This window comes from Luteitalea sp., assembly GCF_022842525.1.
Classification (GTDB): Bacteria; Acidobacteriota; Vicinamibacteria; order Vicinamibacterales; family Vicinamibacteraceae; genus Luteitalea.
The window spans coordinates 1-25,122 of sequence record NZ_JALHPM010000055.1; the positions used below are offsets into that span (position 1 = coordinate 1).

Here is a 25,122-nt window from a genome sequence, read left to right on the forward strand (position 1 = left end):
CAGCCGCGGGGCGGCCGGCACGACGGCGGCGACCGCGGGCACAGGCGTCTCCGCGTCGGCGTCGGCCTGCAGCGAGGCGCCCGTCTCGGCATCACGACCCGTGATGTTCTCGAGCACGGTCTTGTAGAGGACGGCTTGCGGATCGGCCTTCTTGCGACGGGCCGGCACCTTGCCTTCCTTGTAGACGTGTTCGAAATCGCAGGTCGAGCACCGGGTGGTGCGGACCTCGTCGCCGACCAGCGCGACGATCACATGATTTGAAAGACGTTTCTCGCGTGGACAGTAATCGTCCAGCACTTCACCCAGCCGAAGCCGGCGCTCTTGCATCAACAGCTCCCGGAAGTACGTCCCAGGCGGGTCGGGAAATCCGCGACAGACCCAACGGAAAGGAGGTCACCGGATACTAGCACATCATCCTCGCGGACCGATCCAGTGCTGCATCTCCGTCAGGCGCGCCGCCACCGCGACCGGCGCGGTGCTCTGCGGCGTCTGCCGCGCCCGAATGGAGGCCAGGGGCGTGATGGCCTCCACCACATCGTCGTCGAACAGCGGTGAGAACCGCCGCCATTGGTCAGGGGTCAGTGACTCGATCGCCTGCCGCTCCTCGAGCAGGGTGCGCACCATCCCACCGACCAGTTCGTGGGCATCGCGGAACGGCAGCCCCTTGCGCACGAGGTAGTCCGCGACATCGGTCGCGAGCATGAAGCCCCCGGCGGCACGCTGCGTCACGTCGCGACGGACGCGCAGCGTGCGGACGACCGCGTCGCACGACATGAGGCTGCCCGCCACCGTGTCCTCGGTGTCGAAGACCGCCTCCTTGTCTTCCTGCAGATCCTTGTTGTAGCCGCTCGGCAGGCCCTTCATCGTCACCAGCCAGCCCGTGTGGCGGCCGATGACGCGGCCCGTCTTCCCACGTACGAGTTCCATGGGGTCGGGGTTCTTCTTCTGCGGCATCAGGCTGCTGCCGGTGGTCACCGAGTCGTCGAGCTCGAAGAAGCCGAACTCCTCGGACCCGTAGATGATGACATCCTCGGCCAGCCGGCTGACGTGAATCATCACCAGCGCGCACGCGTGGAGGAAGCTCGACACGAAGTCGCGATCGGCCACCGTGTCCATGCTGTTGACGACGATCCGCGAGAAGCCGAGCCTGACGCGGAGGAACTCGACGTCGATCGGGAACGAGTTGCCGGCGATGGCCCCCGAGCCCAGCGGCAGGGCGTCGGCCTCGGCGTACACCGCGTCGAAGCGCTCGCAGGCACGGCGGAACGCGGCCGCATGCGCGAGCCAGTAGTGCGCCTCGAGCACGGGCTGGGCCCGACGCAGATGCGTGTACGCGGGCAGCGGCGCCTCGCCGGCCTCCGCGGCCCGCACGCACAGGGCGGCCACGAGGTCGCGCAACTGCGCCTGGATGACGCGAATCCGGCGACGCAGATAGAGGCGGAGATCCAGCGCCACCTGCTCGTTGCGCGAGCGACCCGTATGCAACCGCTTGCCAGTGGCGCCGACACGCTCGACGAGCTGGCGCTCGACGAACGAATGCACGTCCTCGTCGTCGCCCGAGACGAAGGACGGGTCGGCCGCGGCCGCCTCACGCAGATCCGTGAGCGCGCGATCGAGCGCCTGCTGCTCGTCGCCCGACAGCACGCCGGCGCGCAGCAACGCTTCGGACCACGCCCGACTGCCCTCCACGTCGTCTTCGAACAGACGACGGTCGAACGCAAAGGACGCGCCGAAGGCGAAGACGTCCTGATCGGGGGCATTGGCGAAACGACCGGACCAGAGGTTGGACATGAAATTTGAAATTTGAAATGTGAAATTGAAGGAGGCGATCAGGAGGCGGTGCGCCCGACGACACTGACGCCACCCTTGAAGAGGCGGAGCCGGATCGTCGCGGTGGCGTCGGCCAGCGCGCGATCGGCGAGGGCGTCGATGGACCTGCGCGTGAGCCCGTGCCAGTCGCCCGTCCGCAGCAGATCGACGTAGCTCTCGGCGAGACGACGACGAAGCGTGCGGAGTGACCAGGGCAGCTGCAGCGCTTCGAGTTCGCGCATGGCGATCTGCAGGACCGTCGCGGCGGGCGCCTCGGCTACTTCACGCCGCACACCGGCCCCTTCGGGCACCAGCACGTCGATGCGTCCGACGCCGTGCGCGGCGGCGATCGTGTCGAGGCTGCTCAGAAGTTCCACGAGCGGCATGGCCACGCCGTTGACCCGCAGCGGCGTGCCGCCGACGAACCCGAGATCCAGCGTGGCCGGTGTGTCCGGCCCGCGGGTGACCGCGCGCGTCTGCGTGAAGCGGGCCTCGTCGAGCGGACCGTCGAGCGCGCGGCCGACCGACAGCGAGCGTCCCCACAGCGTGGCGCGCACGCCGGCGGAGGCCTCCCCGTCGAGTTGCAGCGCCGCCATCGCGGCGGCGTGCGCCTCGGCCGGCATCTCCACCTCGACGCTCGGCCGCACCGGAATGCTCGACACGGCCTCGAGCAGACGGGTCATGCGCGCCGCGGCCTGCCCCCTGCCCCCGTGCGCGAGCGCGTCGGCCTGCTCCATGGCCGCGACCGTCGCGATCTGGGACGCCACGCACGGCAACGCCAGGATGGCGGCATGCGGATCCCCATCGAAGCCGATGGCCCCGGCCCGCAGCGCCGGCAGCACCACGTCCTGGGCAAACGTCTCACGCGCGTCGAGTACATGCGCGCGCACGGCGCCCGCCTCGAGCGCTCGTTCGCGCACCGCCAGCAGGCTCTCGCCCTGCCCGACATCCACCGTGACCGTGACGACCTCGGCCTGGCGCGACAGCCAGGGGATCGCGCAGAGCGTGGCGGCATCGCCGGCATGGGCGAGCACCACCCGTTGCTGTGACATCTGTCGTGAGCGTCCTTATCGTGCGAGCGCAGGCATGCGCAGGAGTGTTCCGGACCGCCAGCCCTCCAGTCGCTGCACCAGCGACCGTGCCGCCTCGGCGTCCCGGCAAATCACCAAGATCGTGTCGTCGCCCGCCACCGTGCCGAGCACCTCGACCAGCGCCGCGCGGTCGATGGCGATCGCGAGGAGCGCCGCCTGGCCGGAGTCGGTCCGCAGGACCACCAGCTGCTCGGACCGCTCCGCCCGGGTCAGGAACTCGGCCGTCGTCCGCTGCAAGGTGGCGAGCGTGTCCCCCGTGGTCTGGGGGCCTGATGCCAGGCGCTGATACGCGCCATCACCGGCCCGCTTGACCACCCCGAGTTCCTTGAGGTCGCGCGACAGCGTGGCCTGCGTCACGTCCACCCCCTCGGCGTGGAGACGCTGCCTCAGCATCTCCTGGCTCGAGATGCTCTCACGTTGGATGACGTCAAGGATGACGCCCTGGCGGGTTCCCTTCATCGTTATGCAGGTGTATGCAGTGTAGCACCAGCACGTTCGCGAAAAGATAGCAATATTTTCCGCTTGCACTGGCTGGGCAACACCTGCATACTTGGCGTTCTCTTGCATAACTATTCACATGACTGAGGGACAGCAACAACGCATCGGGGTGGGGGTGGTCGGGGCCACGGGCTACGGCGGGCAGGAGCTCGTCCGGCTGCTGGCCCGGCACCCCTTCGCGGACCTCAAGGTGGCCCTCGGATCGAGTGCGTCCGACCAGCCGCGGACCCTGCCGGGGCTCGCGCGTCTCTGGGATGGCGCCATCACGGCCTACAGCCCGGACGCCCTCGCGGGCTGCGACGTCGTCTTCCTGAGCACGCCCGAGGCGTTTGCCGCCACGAGCGCCGTCGAGTTGCTGGCGCGCGGCCACCGCGTGATCGACCTCTCGGGGGCCTTTCGCCTCACGGACGCCGCGCTCCGCGCGACGTTCTACCCCGCCACGCCAGACCCGCTGCCTGACGGCACGCTGTATGGCCTGCCGGAGGTCGTCGCCAGCGCGGTGCCGGCCGCCCGGCTGATCTCGTGTCCCGGGTGCTATCCGACCGCCGCGACGCTGTCGCTGCTGCCGCTGACCCGGGCCGGGTTGCTGCAGGGCGACGTGATCGTCGACGCCAAGTCGGGCATCTCGGGCGCCGGCAAGGGCGCGAGCGAGCGGACGCATTTCTCCGAGAACCACGGCAGTGTGGCCGCCTACGGTTTGTTCGGGCATCGACACACCCCCGAGATGGAGCAGTGCCTCGGACTGCCGGTGACGTTCACGCCGCACCTCGTGCCGCTCGATCGCGGGATTCTCGCCACGGTGTATGCGCGGCTCGCGCCTGGAGTGACCGCCGATCAGGTCGCCAGCACGATGGCCGAGGCGTACGCGCAGGCGTTCTTCGTGCGGCTGACGGGCGATCGGTTGCCCGAGATCAAGCACGTCGCCCACACCAACTTCTGCGACATCGGCTGGAAGGTCGACGAGGCCTCGGGACGCCTGATCGTGGTCGCGGTGCTCGACAACCTGCTGAAGGGCGCGGCCGGCCAGGCCCTGCAGCACTTCAATCTGCTCTGCGGCTTCCCCGAGCACGAGGGGTTGCTGTGACCCAGGGGCCCGTCGTGGTGAAGTTCGGCGGCGAGCTGGTGGAGACGCAGGCGCGCCTCGACGCCGTCGGTGAGGCGCTCTCGGCCCTGGCCGCCGAGGGACCGCTCGTCGTCGTGCACGGGGGCGGGCGCGAGATCGATGCCGAGCTGGCGCGACGTGGTGTGCCGAAGCAGGCGGTCGACGGCCTGCGCATCACCGACGCCGCCACGCTCGAGGCCGTCGTGGCCGTGCTGGGCGGGACGATCAATACGCGGCTGGTGGCGCATCTGGTCGGACTCGGCCTCCAGGCGGTCGGCCTGACGGGCGTCGATGCGGCGCTGGCGCGATCGAGGCGAGCGGCGGCGCATGTCACGGCGGCCGGAGCCGAGGTCGACCTGGGCCTGGTCGGCGAGCCGGAGCCCGGCGCCGATCTCGGCGTGGTGTCGCACCTGCTGGCGGGCGGCTATGTACCGGTCATCGCGAGCCTCGGCATGTCCGACGAGGCGGGGGTGCTCAACGTCAACGCCGACACGCTCGCCGCGCATGTCGCGGCGGGCATCGGCGCCAGCGAGCTGCTGCTGGTCGGCGGCACCGCCGGTGTGCTCGACGGCGCAGGTGCCACAATCCCGGCCCTGACGCCGCGCGAGGCCGACGGGTTGATGCAGGACGGCACGGCGTCGGCAGGCATGGTCGCCAAGCTGCGCGCCGCCACCACGGCGCGCGCACGCGGCGTCACACGAGTGACGATCGTCGATGGCCGGTCCGTCGAGGCCATGCTCGCGCGACGCGGCACGCGGCTCGACTGAGAAAATTGCAGAGTTTCAGAATTTCAGAATTTCATTGGCGTCGCCAGGGCTCGACGTGGGGCCGTGCTGGCCGTGCCGGCCGTGCGATTCTGAAATTCTGACATCGTGAAATTGTGAAATTGTGAAATTGAAGGAGCCCGTGATGTCCACCGCCACCGAGACACCCGCCACCACCGTCCAGGCCGTCGAGGCCGCGCACGTCCTGCAGACGTACAAGCGCCAGCCGGTGGTGTTGGTCCGCGGCGAGGGCGTGTGGCTGATCGGCGACGATGGCAGGCGCTACCTGGACCTGCTGTCGGGGATCGGCGTGAACGTCCTCGGCCATGGCCATCCCGCGCTGGTGGCGGCCGTGCGCGAGCAGGTCGGCGAACTGGTCCACACGTCCAACCTGTTCTTCCATCCGTGGCAGGGCCCGCTGGCCGAGAAGCTCACCCGGGCGTCCGGCCTCGAACGCGCGTTCTTCTGCAACAGTGGCGCGGAAGCCGTCGAGGGCTGCCTCAAGTTCGCCCGCCGCTTCTGGTACACGGCCGGCACGCCGCGGCCGCAGTTCATCGCCTTCGAGCGCGGCTTCTCGGGCCGCACCATGGGCGCGCTGTCGACGACGTGGGATGAGCACTACCGCACGCCGTTCGGCCCCCTCGTGCCCGAGGTGCGCTTCGTCTCCAACGACGATCCCGACGACCTGCTCTCGGCGGTCAGCGAGCAGACGGCGGCCATCCTCGCCGAACCCATTCAGGGAGAGGGTGGCGTGCGTCCGCTGCCGCCGCAGATTGTCGCGGCGATCAACAAGGCCTGCGGATCGACCGGCGCGCTCTACATCGCCGACGAGGTGCAGTCGGGGCTCGGCCGCACCGGCCACCTGTTCCACTTCGAGGCGCTCGGGCTCTGCCCCGACCTGATCTCGGTGGGCAAGGCGCTCGGTGCCGGGGTGCCGATCGGGGCGGTGCTGGTGTCCGAGCGGGTCGCGGCCAACATCAGCGCCGGCGACCACGGCACGACCTACGGCGGCAACCCGCTGGCCTGTCGCGCCGCGCTGGCCGTCATGGACACCCTGGAGCACGGGTTGCTGGAGCACGTGCGCCGGGTCGGGCCGATCTTCGCCGCCGGCCTCAGGGAACTGGCCAGCCGGCACGCGATGGTCGTCGACGTCCGTGGCGCCGGCCTGATGCAGGGCCTCGTGCTGGATCGCGACGCGGCACCGGTGGTGCCCGCCGCCCTCGAGCGCGGACTGATCGTCAACCGCACGGCAGAGCGCGTGGTGCGCATGCTGCCGCCCTACATCATCAGTGAAGCCGAGATCGCGGAGGCGCTGTCGCGCCTCGATGCCGCGCTGACGGCGGTGCAAGGAGCGTGACCGTGTCCATCCTCGCCCCCATCGACGTGCCACGCGCCCGGGAACTCCCGGCCGGGTACACGATCGAACGCGGCACGCCAGAGCAGGCGCCGGCGATGCACGCCCTGATCACGGCCAACATGGAAGCCGGCCACCTGCTGCCGCGCACGCTCGAGGATCTGCGGACGCACGCCGGGCGATTCCTCGTGATCATGACCGAGGGCGCCCTGGTCGGCTGCGCCGAACTCGCGCCGCTGAGCGGCACGGTCGCCGAGGTGCGCTCGCTGGTCATCGACGCCGCCCATCGCGGCCGCAAGCTCGGCCCGGCCCTGATCGAGTCGCTCGGGGCGACGGCGCGCCGCGAGCAGTTCGGCACGCTCTGCGCCTTCACGCACGAGCCCACCCACTTCGTCCGCCTCGGCTTCACCATCGTCCCGCACACCTGGCTGCCCGAGAAGATCGCCACCGATTGCGTCGGGTGCCCGAAGTTCCGCACGTGCGGCCAGTACGCCGTCGCGCTGCCGCTCCGCGGCACGCAGATCGGCAGCATGACGGCCGTGCGCCACAGCCGACGCGCCGCGCAACCGCGCAGCGCCGATTCGTCCGTCCTCGTCCTGCATCGATGATCACGACCATTGAAGGTGGCATCACCGCACCGGCCGGCTTCCGCGCCGCCGGAGTGCACTGCGGCATCAAGGCCAATCCGGAGAAGCTCGACCTCGCGCTGCTGGTCTCCGACCAGCCGGCGTCGGCGGCCGCCGTCTTCACGACGAACCTCGCGGTGGCCCCGCCGATCATCGTCTCGCGCGACCACCTGCATGCCACGCAGGGCCATGCGCGGGCGGTGGTCGTCAACTCGGGCTGCGCCAACGCCTGCACGGGCGATCAGGGACGCCAGGTGGCGCACCTGATGGCGGCCGAGACGGCCCGCGCCGTCGACTGCGACCTCGAGGAAGTGCTCGTGATGTCGACCGGCGTGATCGGCGTGCAGCTCGATCCCCGCACGGTGACGCAGGGCATCATCACCGCGGCCGATGCCCTGTCGGTGGACGCCCACATGCTGTGCGCGCGCGCCATCATGACGACCGACCCGTTTCCGAAGGAGCGCGCGGTCGAGGTCACCACGCCGCGCGGCACCTTCCGCATCGGCGGCATCTGCAAGGGCTCGGGCATGATCGAACCCCGCATGGCGACCATGCTCGGGGTGCTGACGTGTGATGCGGCCGTCGCCCCGGCCCTGCTGCAGCGCGCGCTGTCGGAAGTGACCGAGCACACCTTCAATGCCATCACCGTCGATGGCGAGTGCTCGACCAACGATTGCGTCGCCCTGCTCGCCAACGGCGCCAGCGGCGTGACGATCGGCGAGGACGACCTGCCGCTGCTCTCCGACGCGCTGTACGAGGTGTGCCGCTTCCTGGCCACCGAGATCGTGCGCGGCGGCGAGGGCGCCACCAAGCTGGTCACCGTGCAGGTCACCGGCGCCCGCACCTACGACGAAGCCAAGCAGGCGGCACGCGCCATCGCCAACTCGCTGCTGGTGAAGACGGCGATTCACGGCGGCGACCCGAACTGGGGACGCCTCGTGGCCGTGGCCGGGCGGGCCGGGGTGGACTTCGACCTGCAGAACGCCGCCGTGCGGATCGGCGACATCGTCCTGTTCGAGGGTGGGCGTCCCTTCGACGAACGCGCGCCGCAAGCCGCCGCGTACCTCAAGGCGAAGGACATCAGCGTCAGCGTCGATCTCGGCACCGGTGGGTCCGACGAGGCCACGATGTGGACGTGTGACCTGAGCAAGGAATACGTCCAGATCAACGCCGAGTACCGGACGTAGCCTTGGGCCTTGGGCCCTGGGCCTTGGGCCTTCACGGCATCGTCGTGAGTCGCCGCGGACACGACCGGTTCCCGATTCCCGATTCCCGCTACCGTCGAGATTCTCCCCATGCCATCGAGAGCCACGCGCACCGTCCGTACGCCCGCCGCGTCCCGCAGCCTGCGGACGCAGCACTTCGTCTCGCTGCTCGATCTCTCGCCCGCGGAGTTGGCCGACGTGCTGACGGCCGGCCTCGCCTTGAAGAAGGAACGGGCCCGCGGCGTGCGCAGCTACGGCGCCACCGCGCTGGCAGGCCAGCATGTCGCCCTGCTGTTCGAGAAGCCGTCGCTGCGCACGCGCTGCACGTTCGAGATCGCCGTCCGCGAGCTGGGGGGCGACGTGATCGCGCCGCCGCAGGACGTGGCGATGGGCGAACGCGAACCGATTGCCGACGTCGCCCGCAACCTCGAGCGCTGGGTGTCCGGCGTCGTCATCCGCACCTTCGCGCAGGATCGGCTGGTCGAGTTCGCGACCGCCGCCCCGCGCCTGCACGTGGTGAACGCGCTGACCGACGAGGAGCACCCGTGCCAGGCCCTGGCCGATCTCCTGACGCTGCGCGAGCAGTTCGGTGAGGTGCAGGGGCTGACGGTGGCCTTCGTCGGGGACGGCAACAACGTCGCCGCGTCGCTGGCGCAGGGGGCGCTGATGCTCGGCATGCACGTGCGGCTGGCCACGCCGGTCGGCTACGAGTTCTCCGACGAGATTGCCGCCCAGTTGCGCGGTGTGGCCCGACAGGGCGCCACGCTGGAGGTCATGCGCGATCCGAAGGCGGCAGTAACGGGCGCCTCCGCGGTGTATACGGACGCGTGGACGTCGATGGGGCAGGAAGCCGAGGCCCAGCAGCGCCGCAAGGTCTTCGCACCGTTCCAGGTCAACGAGGCGCTCATGCAGGCGGCCGGCGACGCCGTGTTCATGCACTGCCTGCCGGCCCACCGGGGCGAAGAGGCCACCGACGAGGTGATGGACGGCCCGTCGTCGATCATCTTCGATCAGGCCGAGAATCGCCTCCACGCGCAAAAGGCCTTGCTCATGCTCCTCATGGGCAGGTCACAATAGCGACATGCTGCGTGGCATCCAGGTCGGCGTCCTCACGAAACTGCAGCCCGTCAGCATCCACGGGCAGATCTTCTACGACGTCCACTACGTCAAGGCCGACGACGAAGATCTGATCCCGCAGGTGGCACGTGTCGGCGGCGAGGACGTCGACGCCGGGCTGCACGCCGGCGATCGCGTCAAGCTGCACATCCTGCTCAATCAGGTCACCCGCGTCGAACGCGACTAGAGCGGGCCCGCGCACTCCGCCTCCGCCGAGGCTACGGCGGGACAGGTCAGCGAGGCGTCACGCCCGCCGAGCGCGCGCGAATCAGCACATCGATCTCGTCGGTGCGCGGGTTGACGTAGGTCAGCCGCACGCGACCGCGCTCGTCGCGGTCGATGGTCGCGGGCACGGCGTTGGCCGTCAGCGCCCACCCCTCGGGCAGCACCACCACGTTGCGCGGTCGACCGAAGGCCCGCCGCCACACGAGCACGCCGTCGACCAGGCCATAGCGTGACGGGTCGGTGTACGTCTCGGTGATGCGCAGCCGCGTGCTCTGCCCGGCCTTGACGGCCGGAAACCGGATCAGCACGACCTCACTCTCGGCCGACACCGCCCCACCGATGTCCACGCCCGCCTTCGTGATGGCCTCGCCACGCAGCGTCTCCACAGGCAGCACGGCCCCCGTGTCGAGCACCGTGGCGCCCGGATTCGACGCGCGGCTGCCACCGCGCACGATGTTGACGTAGCGATCGGTGCCGGGCCGGGTCTCGGTGTAGTCGTGCGAGATGTCGAACGCATGCGTCTCCGGCGGCTGCAGCCAGTACGTGATCTCGCGATCCTGGAACGCCCGATCGGACACCCGCGCGGACGCGGACGCCTCGAGCGTGGGCGCGCGCGTGCTGGTCGGGGCGACGGCATCCGCCACGGGCGGGACGGCTGCAGTCCGCGGTGCCGCAGGCGTGGCCAGCGCAGACGACGGACGCGCCCGCACCTCGAGCGCGACCTGCCCCGGCTGCACGTTGACGAAGCTCACCGCCACCCGTCCATCCTCCTCGGTGAAGACCTGGACGGGCGTGTTGCAGGCCACCAGTTCGTAGCCGGGCGGCAGGACGACCTTGTTGCGTCGGATGCCGAGCGACCGCGAGAAGACGATGTCGGCGCCGTCGCGCCGGTAGGACGCCGGATCCTTGTAGGTCTTGTCGATGCGGATCCGCTGCTCGCCACCAACGGGTACGGGTCGCGCCAGGTCGATCCGGAGGTACTCGGCGTCGGGCGCGGCGTTGGGCAGGCCGAGCGTGCGCGCGTCGGTCCCCCGGATCACCCGGAACGCCAGCGGCTGCCCGGTGGCCAGGTCCGTCACCCGCTCGTCACTCGCCTCGCTACCCTGGCGAATGGGGTTCAGGAACACCGTCGCGCCGGGCGTCGTCGCCGTCACGTCGTAGAGGATGCGGAACTGCTGACGCTCGGGCGCCAGCAACTCGTACGAGGAATAGTCGTCGGCCTGGGTCTGCCGCGGCACAAGCGGGCCTGCTGTCGTCTGGGCCGCCGCGGATGCCGTCGACAACATCACGACCGTCGTCACCGCGGCGCGCGTCAGGCCTACCAACTCGCCACCACCTTGCGTTTCAGCCAGTGATCGAACCAGCTGCGAATGCGCTCGAGCCGATCGACCAGCAGCCACGGCTCGCCGGTACGCGACAGGTCGTGGGTGGAGCGTGGATAGCTGACCAGTTCGACGGGCACCTGCCGCTTCTTCAGCGCCATGAACCACTGTTCGCCATCGCCTGGCGGTGTGCGCCAGTCGTTGTCGCCGTTGATGATGAGCGTCGGGATGGACACGTTCTCCACGTAACTGATCGGCGACAGTCGCCGGTAGGTCTCCCGGCTCTCCCAGGGCGGGCCGTGGAACTCGTACTCGGTGAGTCGCTGGGCATCGGACGTCCCGTACCAACTCTCCCAGTTGGTGATCGAGCGGCTCGTGACCGCGGCGGCGAACCGCGTGGTGGTGGCGCTGAGCCAGTTGGTCATGAAGCCCCCGTAGCTGCCGCCAGACACGCCGACGCGCTTCGGGTCGATGTCCCGGTAGCGCGCGAGGGCGGTGTCGACGCCACCGAGGTAGTCCTCGGTGTCCAGCTCCCCCCACTTGCCGCGCGTGGCATACGTGAAGGCATGCCCGTACCCGGATGACCCGCGCGGATTGGGATAGAGCACGAAGAAGCCGGAGGCCGAGAGGATGTGAAAGGTCGGAAACCAGGTGTTGCCGTACTGGGTGTGGGGACCGCCGTGGATCTTGAGCACCATCGGATACGAGCGGCCGGGCACATACCCGACGGGCTTGACCAGCCAGCCTTCGATCGTGGTGCCGTCGGCCACCGTCCAGGTCAGGCGCTCGGGGGCCTGCAGCACCACGCTCGTCAGCCACGACGCGTTCAGGCGGGTCAACGCGGTGGCGCCCTTGCCGTCGCCAGCGGCGACGAACAGCTCGGCGGGTGACAGCGGCGAGTCGAGCCGATACGCCATCCACGCGCCGTCACGACTCTCCGAGGCACTCCTGATCGACACGTCGCCGGTCGTCACGAGGCGGACGACGGCCCGGTCGTCGAGCGTCACCTCGAAGACGTGCGCGTTGCCGTTCGTCTCGGCGTCGAAGCGCACGGCGCGGCCGTCCGGCGTCCAGCGCGGCACGCCCGGCACGCGGTCCCACGCCGCCGTCAGGTTGCGCGGCGTGCCGCGCAGGCGACCGGCCGGGTCGAGGTCGGCGACCAGGACGTCGGTTTCCGCGCCGACGCGCGACTGGTGCAGGAACGCGAGGCGGTCGCCGCGCGGCGACACGGCGGCACCGCGGTCGGCACCGGGGTTGCTCGTCAGGCGCGTCGGCTCGCCGCCGCTGCGCGCGACGGCAAAGAGATCCGCCGTCAGGTCCGGGTTGACCTCGTTGTCCTGCTGATCGTCGCCCGTGAAGACGAGCGTCTGGTTGTCCGGCAGCCATGCCAACTGCGACGGCGCGAACGCAAGGCGCGTCACCTGCACCGCCGTGCCGCCACCCGAGGGCACGACGAAGATCTGGGGGATGTCGCGCGTCGAGTAGTGCGGCATCCACGTCAGCGTGCCGTTGGACTTGTAGCGGATCGACGTCACCACGCGCCCATCGAACCGCCCCGCATCCAGCGTGCGCGAGACCGCATCGGGCGCGACCCATCCCTCGCGCTCCGGCCGCTTGTCTGGAGCGCCATCGCCGTCCTTGTCGCGCACGGGCGCCTTGACGTAGGCGATCCACCGGCCATCGGGCGACCACACCGGTTCGCCAGCCACGCCTTCGAGATGGAAGGCCTCGCCGCCGGTACCGCCGACGCGAGCGAACCACGTCGCGTTGTCGTCCTTGTCGCGCTTCGACGTGAAGGCGAGCAGGGCGCCGTCAGGACTCCACCGCGGATCGGTCGACTCCTCGGTCGGCGCGGTGAAGCGGAACGCCTCGCCGCTGGCCTTGCCCTGCGCAATCGGCTGCAGCCAGATCTCGCGATGCCGCCGATTCTCCTTCTCGACGATCGTCATCACCGTGAAGGCCACCAGGTCGCCCTGCGGACGCATGGCCACGTCCTCGACGGTGACCTCCCGGTAGTAGTCGCCAGGCGCCAGCCCGCGCGTCTGCGCACCGGTCGGCACCACACCGCACGACCAGGCCAACACGGCCACCAGCAGTCGTCCCCGCATACCCGTCAGATGCACTACGCACACTCCTGAGCCTCGAGCCTCGAGCCCTGAGCCTAGATGACCCCACTCCCGATCGCGACCGCCGTCAGCAGCAGCAGGACGGCAATCACATGACGCACCGCGTCCATCGTCAACTGCTTTAGGTAGCGACGGCCGACCAGCGCCCCGGCGAAGGCGGAGAGGACCGCGACCGTCAGGAGGCCGATATCGAGCGACGCGCGGTGCTCGCCGAACATGCGCAGGTAGACGCCGACGCGCGAGACGTCGATGAGGCAGGCGATGGCGACGCCGGTCGCCACGAAGGCGTCACGCGCGAGTCCGGCCCTGGCGAGGAACGCCGAGCGCAGTGCCCCCTGCATGCCGGAAACGCCGCCGGCCAGACCACTCAGGACTCCGCCGAGCGGCATCCAGGCCGCGGGGACGGTCAGCGATCGCCAGGCCGGCACCCACTCCACCAGCACGAACACCAGCAGCAGGGCGCCAATCAGCAGCTTCGCCATCGTCACCTGCAGGACGCGCGCGCCGAGCGTCCACGTCAGGATCGGCGGCTGGTCGGCGAGACTCACGAGCCACCAGGCGCCGAGCAGCGACGCCAGCAGCGCGGGCAGGCCGAAGCGCCAGACCGTCGGCCAGTGGGCCCGGCGGCCGACGAGCCAGAACTTGAAGAGACTGTTGAGGAAGTGCACGACGCCGGTCGCCGCCACCGCACGTTCGACCGGCATGACGAACGCGAACACCGGCATCAGCAGCGTGCCGAGACCGAAGCCGGACACGAACGTCAGGGCCGATGCCGTGAACGCGACCACCCCGACCAGCATCAGCCCCATGCGGGACTACTCTGCCTGAAGCGGTGCGTCGCGCCAACACCAACGCGTGTCACGCCTCAAGCGCGGGCAGGACGCGCACCCCCGCGGCCGCCAGGGCCGCGCGCACGCCGACCGCGATGGACGCGGCATCTCCCGTATCGCCGTGGACACAGAGCGTCTCGAGTCGCCGTGTCAGCACGCGCCCGGTACGGGTGCGCACCGTGCCGGTCCGCATCCAGTCGACCGCGCGCACCGCGGCCGCGGCCGCGTCGTCCAGCACGGCGCCGGGCACATCGCGCGGCGTGAGCGTGCCGTCGTCTTCGTAGGCGCGGTCGAGGAATCCCTCGGCGACGACGTGGAGGCCGGCGGCTGCGCCGGCGAGCGCGAGCACCGAGTCGGCCGGCGCGTACAGCGCGAGCGCGGCGTCCACGAGGAGCACGCCGGAGACGATGCCGTCGGCGACCTGTCGGTCGCGGCAGGCGAGGTTGTACAGGGCGCCGTGCGGCTTCACATGGCGCACCGCCGCGCGCTCGGCGGTTGCCACGGCGCACAGCGCGTGGACCTGGTGCGCGACGGCGTCGGCAATCTCGGTCGGGGACATCGGCACCACACGACGACCGAAGCCTGCGCGGTCCGGATAGGACGGGTGGGCCCCGATCTGGACGCCGAGGGTAGCGGCCTCGGAGACGGTCAGGCGCATGCTGACGGCATCGCCGGCGTGCCACCCGCACGCCACGTTGGCCGAGGTCACGGCACGCAGCAGGTCGCGCGCGGCGGCAGGCGGCGCGCCGTCGTGTTCTCCGAGGTCGGCGTTGAGATCGATCCGGGGGATCACCGGGCCTCCTCGTGGCGGGTCGTCAGGAGGACCGGTATAAACGGGCAGAGGCCGCGCAGAATTGCGCAGCCCCTGCTGCCGACGATCTGGCTCCCCAGCACTGTGGCATCGTGCCACAAACAGACCGCCGACGCCTTGTAGAAGAGCAACCGCCATGCCACCGGCGAATGCAGGGACTTTCGCGTATTTGGTGGCGCCAGGCGTGCGGGCGCGGGCGAGGCCGATGACGAATCCGAGGCTCGAATCACAGTTCTGGGTCACGGACCGCTCGGCGAGCGGTCCCTCCCATCTAGCGTCCGCGGGTGGGACGGACGCCTCGCCGAGGCGTCCGTCTGCGGCTATAGTCGGCGCCATGTGCTCCGTCCGTCTGTCGCGCTGGGCCCTCACTGCGTGTCTCACTCTCCTGCTCGGTGCACTGCCGCACGCGCAGCCGGCGCCGACCCCGCGCGAGACGTTCGATCCCGAGTTCGCCAGGAGCGTCCGCGAGTGGACGACGGGCCCCGAGTTCCTGAGTCCGCTGGTCGATCACCTGCCCCTGGTGAAGGGCATTCCGACGCCGAAGGACGTGCTCGGCTACCACGTCGGCACGCCGAAGCGCCTGACCAAGACCGACGCCGCGCTCGCCTACTACCGGGCCCTGGAGAAGGCGTCGCCGCGCATCCGCGTCACCACGATCGGCACGACCGACGAAGGGCGGGACGTCACCGTCGTCTACATCGCGAGCGAAGCGACGCTGAAGCAGCTTCCGACACACATCGCGAACCTGGGCCGACTGGCCGACCCGCGGGGACTGTCCGAGGCCGACGCCGCGCGACTGGTCGCCACCACCCCGCCGATGTACCACCTGATGGCCGGCCTGCACAGCGCCGAGACCGGCCCGCCCGAGATGCTGATGGAGCTGGCCTATCGTCTCGTGGCCAGCGACACGCCGCTCATCCGCCAGATCCGCGACCGCGTCATCGTCAGCTTCACGCCAGCCAGCGATCCCGACGGACGCGACCGCTACATCGACTGGTACCGCAAGTACATGGTCGACATCACCGAGGAGAAGGACCGCATCTCCGGCCCGCCGTACTGGGGCAAGTACATCTTTCACGACAACAATCGCGACATCAACTACTCGCAGGTGACCCTGCGCGCGCATCTCGAGTGGTACCTGAAGACGCATCCGCCGGTGATGCACGACCTGCACGAGTCGGTGCCGTTCCTCTACACCTTCTCTGGACAGGCGCCGCAGAATCCCAATCTCGACCCGATCGTCTACGGCGAGCTGCCGATGTTTGCCAACTTCGAGATGGCGCAGCTCACCAAGTACGGCATGCCCGGCGTGTGGACCCACGGCTTCGTCGACATGTGGTCGCCCGGCTACCTGGCCTTCATGGCGTCGAACCACAACGGTCTGGTTCGCATGTACGAGACCTTCGGCAATGGCGGCGCCACGACCATGAAGCGGCGCGTCGCCCCGCCCGAGGGCGCCGGGCAGACGAGCCGCGAGTGGTACCGCCCGCTGCCGCCCTACCGCGACGTGCTGTGGTCGCTGCGCAACAACACCAACTACATGCAGACGGCCGTCCTCTCGGCGCTGCAGTACGCGTCGGCGTTTCCTGACGTGATCGTCGAGAACTTCTACCGCAAGAGCCGCAACAGCGTCGAGGCCGGGCAGAAGGAGGCGCCGTTTGCCTTCGTCATCCCCGCCGCGCAGAAGGACCAGACGCGCGTCGACCTGCTGATCACGCTCCTGCAGCGACAGGGCATCGAGGTCGGGCGGGCGACTGGCGAGGTGACGCTGTCCGACGGCACGTATGCCGCCGGCTCGTATCTCGTCAAGCGCAACCAGCCGTACGGCCGGCTCGCGAAGACCCTGCTCGAAAAGCAGACGTTCCCGGACCCGTCACTGCGGACCTACGACGACACGGGCTGGACGATGGGGTTGATGCTCCAGGTGGAGGTCAAGCCGACGGTCGACAAGACGGTCCTCGACGTGGCGGCCCCGCTGGTCACCGACCTGTCGCGCACGGGCACCGTCGCCGACACCGGGGCGTCGGCCGGCTGGGTGGTCGCCCACCACGGCTCCAACGACATGGTGCGCCTGCGCCTCGCCCTGGGCAGCGGCGTAGCGGTGCGGGCCGCGGCCGCCGCCTTCACGGTCGGCCAGGTCAACTACCCCGCCGGGGCCTTCCTCGTGCCGGCCAGCGCCGGCGCCGCGTTCACCGACGCCGTGAAGCGGCTGGGGCTCGACGCCCACGGGCTCGCCGCCATGCCGGAGGTCGCCACCATCGATGTCGACCTGCCGCGTCTGGCGATGTTCACGACCTGGGGCCGCACGCAGGAGGTCGGCTGGGTGCGTCACGCCTTCGACACGTTCGGCATTCCTTACGACCTCGTGTACAAGGAGCGCATCCGGCAGGGATCGCTGCGCGCCGCCTACGACGTCATCCTCGTGCCCCACCAGGGCACCACCGGCAAGTCGCTCGTGTACGACGTCGAACGCAAGGCGGGGCCCCTCGCCTACCGCAAGGATCCCGCGTACCCGAGCCTCGGCACCTACGGCGAGTCCGACGACATCACCGGCGGCATGGGGCTCGAGGGCGTGCTCGAACTGCAGAAGTTCGTCGACGAGGGTGGCGTGCTGATCACGCTCGGCGCGTCCTCGTACATGCCGGCCGAGTTCGGCCTGGTCCGCGAGGTCACCGCCACACGACCGACCGGTGCGTTCTACGCGCCGGGCCCGATCGTGCAGGTCGAGGTGCTGCGTCCGGAGCACCCGATCTTCTTCGGCTACACGAAGCCGACCCTGCCCGTGCGGTACGCCAATGGCCCGCTCTTCCAGGTGCCCCAGGAGGATGTCGCCGACCAGGTGCTGATGCGCTTCACCGGCGGTGACGAGGGCGTGCTGAGCGGCCTAATGCGCGGCGCCGCCGAGACGCGCCGCCGACCGGCCCTCGTCGCCACGCCCGTCGGCAAGGGCCGCGTCGTCGCCTTCGCCACCAACCCGTGCTACCGCTGGCAGAACCACGGCGAGTTCGGCATGCTCTTCAATGCGGCGGTGCTCTTCTGGAATGACACGCCGGCGAAGAAGCCCGCGACGGCCACGGCGGGCGCCACGGCAGGGGCGGCCCACTGAGGCCGCGACGGCTGTGGTTGCCTGCAGCACGGCGAGGTGCGTCTAATCAGGCATGTCGAACAAGAGCGTTGCCGAGATTCACCTCAACCCGACCAGGCACGGCCTGGACACCGAGACCCGCCAGTCTGCCGTCGAGCTGCTGAACGCGCGGCTCGCCGACGCCATCGACCTCGAGTTGCAGGCCAAGCAGGCGCACTGGAACGTCAAGGGCCCGAACTTCATCGGGCTGCATGAACTCTTCGACAAGGTGGCCGCCGCAGCCGCCGCCTTCAAGGACGAGATCGCCGAGCGCGCCGTGATGCTCGGTGGCGTCGCGGTGGGCACGGCGCAGGCGGTGGTCGAGCGCACCACGCTGGCGCCGTATCCGGTCGAGGCGCAGGACTGGAAGAGCCATGTGGACGGCGTGTCGTCCGCCCTGGCGAAGTTCGGCACGGCCCTGCGTCAGGGCATCGAGGACGCCGACGAGCTCGACGATGCCGTCACCGCCGACCTGCTCACCGGCATCGCCCACGAGGTGGACAAGTACATGTGGTTCGTCGAGGCCCACAAGGGCTAGACGGACTCAGCGCGCCGCGAAGGCGCGCGTGTCCCCCGTCCGGTGGTTGACGACCGTGAAGGTGCCGTCCTTGCGGGCCCGCACCGTCACGCCATGGCCGGCATCCGGCGTTTCCTCCGGGTTGGCGATCAGGTCGGGCGACGTGTTGTCGTCCGGCCCGGTCGTCACGTTGCGGTGCAGCTGATAGAGCGCCTTCAGGGACGGCAGGGCCTTCAGCGCCTTGACGGTCGCTGCCGATCCCCCCTTCTTCGCGCCGTTGTTCATCACGGCCACCGTCGGCGACAGGGCGTCGAGCACCAGCGGGTGATTGCTGGTGTCCAGCCCGTGGTGCGTCACCTGATAGACCTCGACGGCCGACAGACGCTCGTTGGGGCACACGAGCTGCGCTTCGGTGTTCCACGTCAGGTCGCCGGCATCGAAGAAGTCGAAGGCGCCATAGGTCAGCACGAAGCCGACGCTGCGCGCGTTGTCCGACACATCCACCGGCTTGGCCGGAACGCTGTCGCACTTCGCGTTGCGCCGCCCCGAGTCTCGCGACACCACCTTGCCGTGACCGGCGACGACGCGCAGCGTGATGGGCGTGGCGTCAGGCGCAGGTCGCAACTGCAGCACGTCGCCGGGCGCGAGCGTGCGGCGCTGCGGCACCGCCGCCATGTACGCCTGATAGTTCGCGGCGAAGTCTGGCGCGTGCGGCTCCTCCATCAGCCCGTGGTCGTAGAACGCCCCGACCGGCACCCGGGCGACGAGCGCCGGCACACCGCCGGCGTGATCGGTGTGGTAGTGCGTGACGATCAGGTGGTCGATGCGGCTGATGCCCGCGGCCTTCATCGCCGCCTCGATGCGGCCGACGTCACGTCCGCCGTTGCCAGGCCAGCCGGCATCCACGAGCACCGACTCGCGAGCCGGCGTGACGATGAGGGTGGCCGCGCCCCCCTCGACGTCGATGTGATGGATGTCGAGCGTCGGCTGGGCCGACGCAACCGTGGCGGTGAGCACGACGCCGCACAGCGGCAGCAGGGTACGCATGGACGTTCTCCGGTGACGGACGGCCTATTCTGCGTCAGGTCGGCTGGACCTGTGCCATGGCGTTTCGTGATCCCAGTACTTCGACTTGACCATGGCAAGGGCCACCATGCCCGCCATGAACACCGCGAACGCGACCAGCGCGCCATTGAACGACAGGGCCTTGTGCAGGGGACGCGAGGGCAGGCCGTAGGCGAGCTCGACGTGGACCCAGTACAGGAAGAGCGACGTGCGCCCGAGCAGTTCCATCGGGCTCCAGTGTCGAGGCCACGTGAGTCGCGCCCACACGCTGTCGGGGTGGAGCAGGAAGTACAGCAGCCCGAACGCCGCGACCAGCACCCCGAGACGCACGGAGAAGAAGGCCGGCGACGTCGTCCAGAAGTTGGACCCAGGCAACAGGGTGGGCACGAACGACAACTGGTACGCGGCCACGGAGAGGCTGACGCCCCCGATGAGGCAGGCCGCATGGAACCAGCGCTGTCGATCGGTGGCGGTGATCGCCAACCATTCGCCGAGCCCCAGGCCGGCGAAGACGAACGCGCTCCAGGGAAATAGCGTGAAGGTGCTGCGCGCCGGCGCCGGACGCAGGTACCACTCGATCGGATCGGGCAGGAGCGCCGGCCAGGACCAGACCCGCAGCAGGGGCGTGAGCACCAGGATGGCCACGGTGACGCCGAGCGACAGGAGCAGGCGCGTCCGTGGCGTCCGTCCCCGCCCCCACAGCCAGCCCGCGGCCACCAGCGAGAGCCCCATGATGTTCAGGATGTCCACCTTGAGCATCCCGTAGATCGTGGCGCCGGCGCTGAAGACATACGCCTGCAGCCGGAACAGCAGGGCGAGGCCGAAGATCTGCCAACCGCGTTTCTGGAGTGACCAGCTGGCCTCGGCCAGCGAGGCCCCCCGGCGCATGCGCGCATGGGCCGCGAGCGGCACCGCCAGACCGGCAAGCCACAGGAACAGCGGTGCGCCCATCCCCGCCAGCACCATGAACCAGAAGTACGGCCGCGTCTGTCGGGTCGGGCCCATCACGGTCCAGGCGTCGACGACGTGCGCGAGGACCATGATGAGGACCGCGAGACCGCGCATCCAGTCGATGTAGCCGGCGCGCGCGCGTCGCACGACCGGCGGCGGCGGCAGCACCTCAGCCATCGAGCCGGGTGAAGGTGACTTCGAGGGGCGTCTCGGTGCGCAGGCTGTGCCAGACGGAACAGTACGTGTCGCGCGACAGGTCGATGGCGCGCTGGATCGCGGCGTCCGGGATCGGGCCGGTCACGTCGTAGTGGATGGCGTAGCCCGTGTAGTACGCCGGCGGCCCATCGGCACGGGTCCCGACGACCTTGACCTTCAGGCCCTGCAGGTCGTGCCGCCCCTTCTTCAGGATCATCACGAGATCGACGCCCATGCAGGCCCCGAGGGCGAGCGCGATGGCCTGGACGGGCGACGCACCGGCGACGGCGTCGCCATCGAGGACGGGTCCGGGGCCGGCCGCGACCTCCGTGTCGAAGACGAGGTCGCGGGTCCACTGCAGGGAGACTTCGACGGGAGGCTTGGCCATGCGGGAATTCTAACGGCCCTGACGCTCTGAAACAGGTAGGGCCGGCTCTCCGAGCCGGCCGTGAGGCGTCTTGAGAGCGAGTCTCAGTTCCGTGCTAGGATCGATTTCGGAAATCGGACCCGTACGGTCGCCATCAGTCGATGGGCCGGCGGGACGTGGACCTCCCCATGATCGAGCCACCCGCGACCGCCGCGCCCGCGCGTGCGACCACGCCCGCCGACCCTGATCCCATTCCGCTGAGTTCCCTGCGGGCCGGGTCGGTCGTGCGCTTCCGCGGGACGGCGCTGGACCCCGAGTCCTGCGACCTGCTGCGGGCGCTCGGGCTGACGCGCGAGTGCCAGCTCACGCTGTGCAAGGCGGGTGAGCCCTGCATCGTGCAGGTGCGCTCCACGCGCATCGGGCTGTCCGGCAAGGTCGCCGACGGCATCCTCGTCGTCCCCGACACACAAGAGGGCTAGATGGCGGTCGCCGCACCGCAGACGACCGGCGCTGCGTCCTCGACCGTGCGTGATGCGGCGCGGGTGGCCCTGATCGGCAACCCGAACACCGGCAAGACCACGCTCTTCAACCGCCTCTGCGGCGCCAGAGCCAAGACCTCCAACTTCCCGGGCACCACCACGGCCTCCCGCGTCGGCCGCGCCGCGCTGCCTGGCGACTGGATCGCCGAGATCATCGACCTGCCGGGGCTCTACGAGCTCGGCCTGGACGTGCCCGAGACGCGCATCGCCCGCGACGTGCTGAGCGGGGCCGGTCTCTACCGGCAGCCGGATGCCGTGCTGGTGGTGATCGACGCCTGCAACCTCACCCGGAACCTGGTGCTGGTCGGCGAGCTCCTCGCCTACGACCTCCCCGTCGTCGTCGCCCTCAACATGATCGACCTCGCGCAGGGACGCGGGCTGACGATCGACGGGCAGAAGCTGTCCGAGCGGCTCGGCTGTCCCGTGGTGCCGATGATTGCGCGCCGCGGTGACGGAGTGGACGAGGTGCGATCGGCGTTGGCCCGCTCGCTGGGCCGGACGCCGCCCGCGCAAGCGCCGGCGGTGGGCATTCCCGGGGAGGGCGCCTCCATCGAGGTGCTCACCAACTGGGCCGACGATGTGATGGCGTACAGCGCGGGCCGCCCGTCGGCGCCGCATGCGCGCGATCCGTTCACCGAGCGGCTCGATGGCGTGTTCACGCACCCCGCCCTCGGCCTGGTCGTCTTCCTGCTGGTGATGGGGGGTCTGTTCTACACCCTGTTCGCGCTCGCGACCATCCCGATGGACCTGATCGAGGCGACGTTCGCGCGGCTCGGCGACTTTGCCGCGCAGGTGCTGCCCGAAGGCCCGGTGCGGGATCTCGTGTCGCAGGGCATCATCGGCGGCGTGGCCGGCACGGTCGTGTTCCTGCCGCAGATCTGCCTGCTCTTCTTCCTGATCAGCCTGCTCGAAGACACGGGCTATCTCGCGCGCGCGGCCTTCGTGATGGACCGCGTGCTGCGCCGCTTCGGTCTGCCCGGGCACGCCTTCGTGCCGCTGCTGACCTCGTCGGCCTGCGCGTTGCCGGGGATCATGTCGACCCGACTGATTCCCGACCGCCGGGATCGTCTGGCCACGATTCTGGTGGCGCCGCTCATGAGCTGCTCGGCGCGCCTGCCGGTCTACGTCCTGCTGACGAGCCTGCTGTTTCCGCGCCAGCCGCTGTACGCGGCGGCGTGCTTTGCCGCGTGCTACCTGCTCGGGGCGCTGGCCGCGCTGGGCACGGCGACGCTGATCGGGCGGACCTGGCTGCGCGGCGAGGCGCGCCCGATGGTGCTGGAACTGCCGACGTACAAGTGGCCCTCGCTGCGCAACGCGGTGTTCACGGCCAAGGATCAGGGCCTGGCGTTCCTGCAGACCGCCGGCACGGTCATCATGGCGATCTGCATCGTGATGTGGTGGCTGAGCGCGTATCCGCAGGTGCCGCCGCCGGAACGCGCCGTGGCCCTGCGGGCCCAGGCGAGCAGCGCCACGATGAGTGACGCGCAGCGCGACGTGTGGCTGGCCGAGGCCGAGGCGCTCGAGGTGAAGGCCTCGCAGCGCGGGTCGTTCGCCGGTCAGCTGGGCCGCCTCGCGCAGCCGGTGTTCGCCCCGCTCGGCTTCGATGCCCAGCTCACCGTGGGCATCCTCACGAGCTTCCTCGCGCGCGAGGTCTTCGTCTCGACGATGTCGGTGCTGGTGGGAGGGTCGGGCGACGCCGAGGTGGACGTCGGCGTGATCGAGCGCATCCGCAGCGCGACCCGCGACGATGGCACCCCCTTGTTCACGGCGGCGACGTCCGCCAGCGCGCTGGTGTTCTTCGTGCTCGCGATGCAGTGCCTGCCGACGCTCACGGTGACGCGGCGCGAGACCGGGTCCGGGCGCTACGCCTTCCTGCAGTTCGCGTACATGTCGGTGCTGGCGTACGTGGCGGCGCTGGTCGTCTATCAGGCGCTGCGCGCCGGAGGGATCCAGTGATTCAGGACTTCGGATTCGACCAGGTGTGGCAGCACCTCACCGTCTTCATCGTGGCGCTGCTGGCCGCCGGGGTCGTGGCGCGCCGTGTGTTCGGAGTCTTCGAGCGACGGCCGGACACGACGGGCATCCCGCACGGCACGGGCGCGGCCGGCTGCAGTCACTGCGCGGCCGGTTCCGCCGCCGCGAAGAAACACGCGCCCAAGTAGCCGCGGATCTTCAGATCCGCGGGCGACCTCTCCTCATTTCCGATACAGGCAGTCGAGGGCGACGCTCGACAGCGCGCGCACGCCGATGGGCAGGGCGGCCTCGTCCATGTCGAAGTACTCGGTGTGGATCATCGCCGTGATGTTGCGGGCGGTGTTGCCGACGCCGAGGAAGAAGAACAGCCCGGGCATCTTCTGCTGGTAGAGCGCGAAGTCCTCGGCCCCCATCTGCGGCGGTGGCGACAGGATGTTGGCGCGCCCCCCGACGACGTCGGCGAGCACGGGCAGGCTGGCGGCGGCCAGCGTCTCCTCGTTGAAGGTCACCGGATTGCCGGACGTGGGCCAGTCGAACGTGTAGGTGGCGCCTGACGCGTCGGTGACGCCCTTGACGGCACGCTCCATCCAGGCGCGGACGCGCGCCGGGCCGTCCTTGCTGAGCGTGCGCACGGTGCCGGTCAGCGTGACGCTGTCGGCGATGATGTTGAAGCGGTTGCCGCCGTTGATGGTGCCGACCGAGACCACGATCGGCTCGGCGGCGTTGTTCATGCGGCTCGGGATCGTCTGCAGGACTGAGACCACCTGCGCGGCCACGGGCACCGGGTCGATGCCGGTGTGCGGGTAGGCGGCGTGGGTCTTCTTGCCGGTGATGGTGATGGTGAAGCGGTTGCTGCTGGCCATCGCTGCCCCGACGTTGACGCCGAGTGTGCCCACCTGCAGGGTCGGCAGCACGTGGAGGCCGAAGACGGCCGTCGGCACCGGGCCGGCGAAGACGCCGGCGTCGAGCATGCGCTGGGCGCCGGAGAGCCCGCCGTCGGGGTCGCCTTCTTCGGCCGGCTGGAACAGGAAGACGACCGTCCCCGGAATCTCGGCGCGCATCGACGCGAGGACCTCGGCGACGCCGAGGCCAATCGACACGTGCCCGTCGTGCCCGCAGGCGTGCTTGACGTTGGGGACGGTCGACTTGTACGGCACGTCGATCAGCTCGGGAATCGGCAGGGCATCCATGTCGGCACGGATGGCGACCACCTTCCCCGGGCGGCCGCCCTTCAGGACGGCGACCACGCCGGTGACCCCGACGCGCTCCCGCACCTCGTCGAAGCCCAGCGAGCGCAGACGCTCGGCAATCAGCGCCGCCGTGCGTGTCTCGCGGAACCCGAGTTCGGGATGCCGGTGGATGTCGCGGCGGGTCTCGACCAGACGCGGGGCAAGCGAGGTCGCCTGCGCGGCGAGGCGCTGGCGGACCGCCGGCGGCAGGGCGATGTCCTGGGCGTCAGCCACGGCCGGCAGGGCCAGGAGACCGGTCAGAAGGAGCACGAAGGGGCGCAT

23 protein-coding genes and 1 pseudogene are annotated in these 25,122 nt (G+C 70.0%); 12 read left to right on the plus strand and 12 right to left on the minus strand.

The genetic code is table 11. From position 1 onward, the window contains the following. The 4 genes and pseudogenes from Q0C41_RS12935 to argR all read right to left on the minus strand — a co-directional run. Positions 1 to 327, minus strand: a pseudogene (locus Q0C41_RS12935) (hypothetical protein); the annotation flags it as partial. Between the two features lie 84 nt (positions 328 to 411). After that, entirely contained in the window at positions 412 to 1,791 is a 1,380-nt protein-coding gene (gene argH, locus Q0C41_RS12940; RefSeq protein ID WP_291984199.1) for an argininosuccinate lyase, read from the minus strand. 38 nt (positions 1,792 to 1,829) lie between these two features. Further along, on the minus strand, positions 1,830 to 2,861 hold the full coding sequence (locus tag Q0C41_RS12945) for an argininosuccinate synthase domain-containing protein (protein WP_291984200.1): 1,032 nt from the start codon (positions 2,859 to 2,861) through the stop codon (positions 1,830 to 1,832). A gap of 15 nt (positions 2,862 to 2,876) precedes the next feature. After that, the gene (gene argR / locus Q0C41_RS12950; protein WP_291984201.1) at positions 2,877 to 3,359 is read right to left on the minus strand and encodes an arginine repressor; all 483 of its coding nucleotides are present in this window, start codon (positions 3,357 to 3,359) and stop codon (positions 2,877 to 2,879) included. 118 nt (positions 3,360 to 3,477) lie between these two features. Between argR and argC the strand changes: the two genes are divergently transcribed. From argC to Q0C41_RS12985, 7 genes are all read left to right on the plus strand, one after another. Continuing rightward, complete coding sequence (gene argC / locus Q0C41_RS12955; protein ID WP_291984202.1) at positions 3,478 to 4,482, plus strand: N-acetyl-gamma-glutamyl-phosphate reductase; 1,005 nt, start codon at positions 3,478 to 3,480, stop codon at positions 4,480 to 4,482. After that, positions 4,479 to 5,267, plus strand: a complete 789-nt coding sequence (gene argB / locus Q0C41_RS12960; RefSeq protein ID WP_291984203.1) for an acetylglutamate kinase — start codon at positions 4,479 to 4,481, stop codon at positions 5,265 to 5,267. The genes argC and argB overlap by 4 nt, the downstream gene beginning before the upstream one ends. Before the next feature lie 142 nt (positions 5,268 to 5,409). Next, entirely contained in the window at positions 5,410 to 6,621 is a 1,212-nt protein-coding gene (locus tag Q0C41_RS12965) for an aspartate aminotransferase family protein (protein ID WP_291984204.1), read from the plus strand. Positions 6,622 to 6,623: 2 nt separating this feature from the next. Next, the gene (locus tag Q0C41_RS12970; RefSeq protein ID WP_291984205.1) at positions 6,624 to 7,226 is read left to right on the plus strand and encodes a GNAT family N-acetyltransferase; all 603 of its coding nucleotides are present in this window, start codon (positions 6,624 to 6,626) and stop codon (positions 7,224 to 7,226) included. After that, on the plus strand, positions 7,223 to 8,431 hold the full coding sequence (gene argJ / locus Q0C41_RS12975; RefSeq protein ID WP_291984206.1) for a bifunctional glutamate N-acetyltransferase/amino-acid acetyltransferase ArgJ: 1,209 nt from the start codon (positions 7,223 to 7,225) through the stop codon (positions 8,429 to 8,431). The genes Q0C41_RS12970 and argJ overlap by 4 nt, the downstream gene beginning before the upstream one ends. A 108-nt stretch (positions 8,432 to 8,539) precedes the next feature. Further along, on the plus strand, positions 8,540 to 9,526 hold the full coding sequence (argF, locus tag Q0C41_RS12980) for an ornithine carbamoyltransferase (protein WP_291984207.1): 987 nt from the start codon (positions 8,540 to 8,542) through the stop codon (positions 9,524 to 9,526). A 4-nt stretch (positions 9,527 to 9,530) separates the two neighbouring features. Beyond that, positions 9,531 to 9,752, plus strand: coding sequence for a hypothetical protein (locus Q0C41_RS12985; RefSeq protein ID WP_291984208.1), 222 nt, complete (start codon positions 9,531 to 9,533; stop codon positions 9,750 to 9,752). Positions 9,753 to 9,798: 46 nt separating this feature from the next. Here the strand turns inward: Q0C41_RS12985 and Q0C41_RS12990 are convergent, their stop codons facing one another. Genes Q0C41_RS12990 through Q0C41_RS13005 form a run of 4 tightly spaced genes read right to left on the minus strand, consistent with a single transcriptional unit; the run spans position 9,799 to position 14,861 of the window. Further along, positions 9,799 to 11,115 (minus strand): hypothetical protein, encoded by a 1,317-nt coding sequence (locus Q0C41_RS12990; protein ID WP_291984209.1) that lies wholly within the window; start codon positions 11,113 to 11,115, stop codon positions 9,799 to 9,801. Continuing rightward, entirely contained in the window at positions 11,109 to 13,235 is a 2,127-nt protein-coding gene (locus tag Q0C41_RS12995) for a S9 family peptidase (protein ID WP_291984210.1), read from the minus strand. The genes Q0C41_RS12990 and Q0C41_RS12995 overlap by 7 nt, the downstream gene beginning before the upstream one ends. A gap of 38 nt (positions 13,236 to 13,273) precedes the next feature. Beyond that, positions 13,274 to 14,047: a sulfite exporter TauE/SafE family protein gene (locus Q0C41_RS13000; protein WP_291984211.1), complete on the minus strand. Its 774-nt coding sequence runs from the start codon at positions 14,045 to 14,047 to the stop codon at positions 13,274 to 13,276. Positions 14,048 to 14,096: 49 nt separating this feature from the next. Further along, positions 14,097 to 14,861: a 5-oxoprolinase subunit PxpA gene (locus Q0C41_RS13005; RefSeq protein WP_291984212.1), complete on the minus strand. Its 765-nt coding sequence runs from the start codon at positions 14,859 to 14,861 to the stop codon at positions 14,097 to 14,099. 352 nt (positions 14,862 to 15,213) lie between these two features. Here Q0C41_RS13005 and Q0C41_RS13010 point away from each other — a divergent pair, with 352 nt between their 5' ends. Beyond that, on the plus strand, positions 15,214 to 17,985 hold the full coding sequence (locus Q0C41_RS13010) for a M14 family zinc carboxypeptidase (RefSeq protein ID WP_291984213.1): 2,772 nt from the start codon (positions 15,214 to 15,216) through the stop codon (positions 17,983 to 17,985). Positions 17,986 to 18,037: 52 nt separating this feature from the next. After that, positions 18,038 to 18,541, plus strand: coding sequence for a DNA starvation/stationary phase protection protein Dps (gene dps / locus Q0C41_RS13015; protein WP_291984214.1), 504 nt, complete (start codon positions 18,038 to 18,040; stop codon positions 18,539 to 18,541). A gap of 6 nt (positions 18,542 to 18,547) precedes the next feature. Here the strand turns inward: dps and Q0C41_RS13020 are convergent, their stop codons facing one another. The 3 genes from Q0C41_RS13020 to Q0C41_RS13030 are packed head-to-tail and all read right to left on the minus strand — an operon-like array spanning position 18,548 to position 21,119. Next, on the minus strand, positions 18,548 to 19,567 hold the full coding sequence (locus Q0C41_RS13020) for an MBL fold metallo-hydrolase (protein WP_291984215.1): 1,020 nt from the start codon (positions 19,565 to 19,567) through the stop codon (positions 18,548 to 18,550). Between the two features lie 24 nt (positions 19,568 to 19,591). Then, positions 19,592 to 20,713 carry a heparan-alpha-glucosaminide N-acetyltransferase domain-containing protein gene (locus Q0C41_RS13025; protein WP_291984216.1) on the minus strand — a complete coding sequence of 374 codons (1,122 nt, stop codon included), beginning with the start codon at positions 20,711 to 20,713 and terminating at the stop codon, positions 19,592 to 19,594. Next, positions 20,706 to 21,119 carry an OsmC family protein gene (locus tag Q0C41_RS13030; RefSeq protein ID WP_291984217.1) on the minus strand — a complete coding sequence of 138 codons (414 nt, stop codon included), beginning with the start codon at positions 21,117 to 21,119 and terminating at the stop codon, positions 20,706 to 20,708. The genes Q0C41_RS13025 and Q0C41_RS13030 overlap by 8 nt, the downstream gene beginning before the upstream one ends. Before the next feature lie 167 nt (positions 21,120 to 21,286). On the opposite strand from Q0C41_RS13030, the gene Q0C41_RS13035 reads away from it, so the two are divergent. From Q0C41_RS13035 to Q0C41_RS13045, 3 genes are read left to right on the plus strand one after another with little or no spacing between them, the layout of a single operon-like run. After that, the gene (locus Q0C41_RS13035) at positions 21,287 to 21,577 is read left to right on the plus strand and encodes a FeoA family protein (protein WP_291984218.1); all 291 of its coding nucleotides are present in this window, start codon (positions 21,287 to 21,289) and stop codon (positions 21,575 to 21,577) included. Further along, entirely contained in the window at positions 21,578 to 23,593 is a 2,016-nt protein-coding gene (locus tag Q0C41_RS13040) for a ferrous iron transporter B (protein ID WP_291984219.1), read from the plus strand. Continuing rightward, positions 23,590 to 23,799: a hypothetical protein gene (locus tag Q0C41_RS13045; protein WP_291984220.1), complete on the plus strand. Its 210-nt coding sequence runs from the start codon at positions 23,590 to 23,592 to the stop codon at positions 23,797 to 23,799. The genes Q0C41_RS13040 and Q0C41_RS13045 overlap by 4 nt, the downstream gene beginning before the upstream one ends. Before the next feature lie 33 nt (positions 23,800 to 23,832). Here the strand turns inward: Q0C41_RS13045 and Q0C41_RS13050 are convergent, their stop codons facing one another. Beyond that, the gene (locus Q0C41_RS13050; protein ID WP_291984221.1) at positions 23,833 to 25,122 is read right to left on the minus strand and encodes a M20 family metallopeptidase; all 1,290 of its coding nucleotides are present in this window, start codon (positions 25,120 to 25,122) and stop codon (positions 23,833 to 23,835) included.

Coding starts and splice junctions, on each gene's coding strand:
- dps (WP_291984214.1), top strand. CDS start 18,038: ATGTCGAACAAGAGCGTTGCCGAGATTCACCTCAACCCGACCAGGCAC.
- Q0C41_RS12945 (WP_291984200.1), bottom strand. CDS start 2,861: ATGTCACAGCAACGGGTGGTGCTCGCCCATGCCGGCGATGCCGCCACG.
- Q0C41_RS13025 (WP_291984216.1), bottom strand. CDS start 20,713: ATGGCTGAGGTGCTGCCGCCGCCGCCGGTCGTGCGACGCGCGCGCGCC.
- Q0C41_RS13040 (WP_291984219.1), top strand. CDS start 21,578: ATGGCGGTCGCCGCACCGCAGACGACCGGCGCTGCGTCCTCGACCGTG.
- Q0C41_RS13020 (WP_291984215.1), bottom strand. CDS start 19,567: ATGCGTACCCTGCTGCCGCTGTGCGGCGTCGTGCTCACCGCCACGGTT.
- argH (WP_291984199.1), bottom strand. CDS start 1,791: ATGTCCAACCTCTGGTCCGGTCGTTTCGCCAATGCCCCCGATCAGGAC.
- argJ (WP_291984206.1), top strand. CDS start 7,223: ATGATCACGACCATTGAAGGTGGCATCACCGCACCGGCCGGCTTCCGC.
- Q0C41_RS13030 (WP_291984217.1), bottom strand. CDS start 21,119: ATGGCCAAGCCTCCCGTCGAAGTCTCCCTGCAGTGGACCCGCGACCTC.
- Q0C41_RS13000 (WP_291984211.1), bottom strand. CDS start 14,047: ATGGGGCTGATGCTGGTCGGGGTGGTCGCGTTCACGGCATCGGCCCTG.
- Q0C41_RS13050 (WP_291984221.1), bottom strand. CDS start 25,122: ATGCGCCCCTTCGTGCTCCTTCTGACCGGTCTCCTGGCCCTGCCGGCC.
- Q0C41_RS12985 (WP_291984208.1), top strand. CDS start 9,531: ATGCTGCGTGGCATCCAGGTCGGCGTCCTCACGAAACTGCAGCCCGTC.
- Q0C41_RS13035 (WP_291984218.1), top strand. CDS start 21,287: ATGATCGAGCCACCCGCGACCGCCGCGCCCGCGCGTGCGACCACGCCC.
- argF (WP_291984207.1), top strand. CDS start 8,540: ATGCCATCGAGAGCCACGCGCACCGTCCGTACGCCCGCCGCGTCCCGC.
- Q0C41_RS12965 (WP_291984204.1), top strand. CDS start 5,410: ATGTCCACCGCCACCGAGACACCCGCCACCACCGTCCAGGCCGTCGAG.
- Q0C41_RS13010 (WP_291984213.1), top strand. CDS start 15,214: ATGTGCTCCGTCCGTCTGTCGCGCTGGGCCCTCACTGCGTGTCTCACT.
- argR (WP_291984201.1), bottom strand. CDS start 3,359: ATGAAGGGAACCCGCCAGGGCGTCATCCTTGACGTCATCCAACGTGAG.
- argC (WP_291984202.1), top strand. CDS start 3,478: ATGACTGAGGGACAGCAACAACGCATCGGGGTGGGGGTGGTCGGGGCC.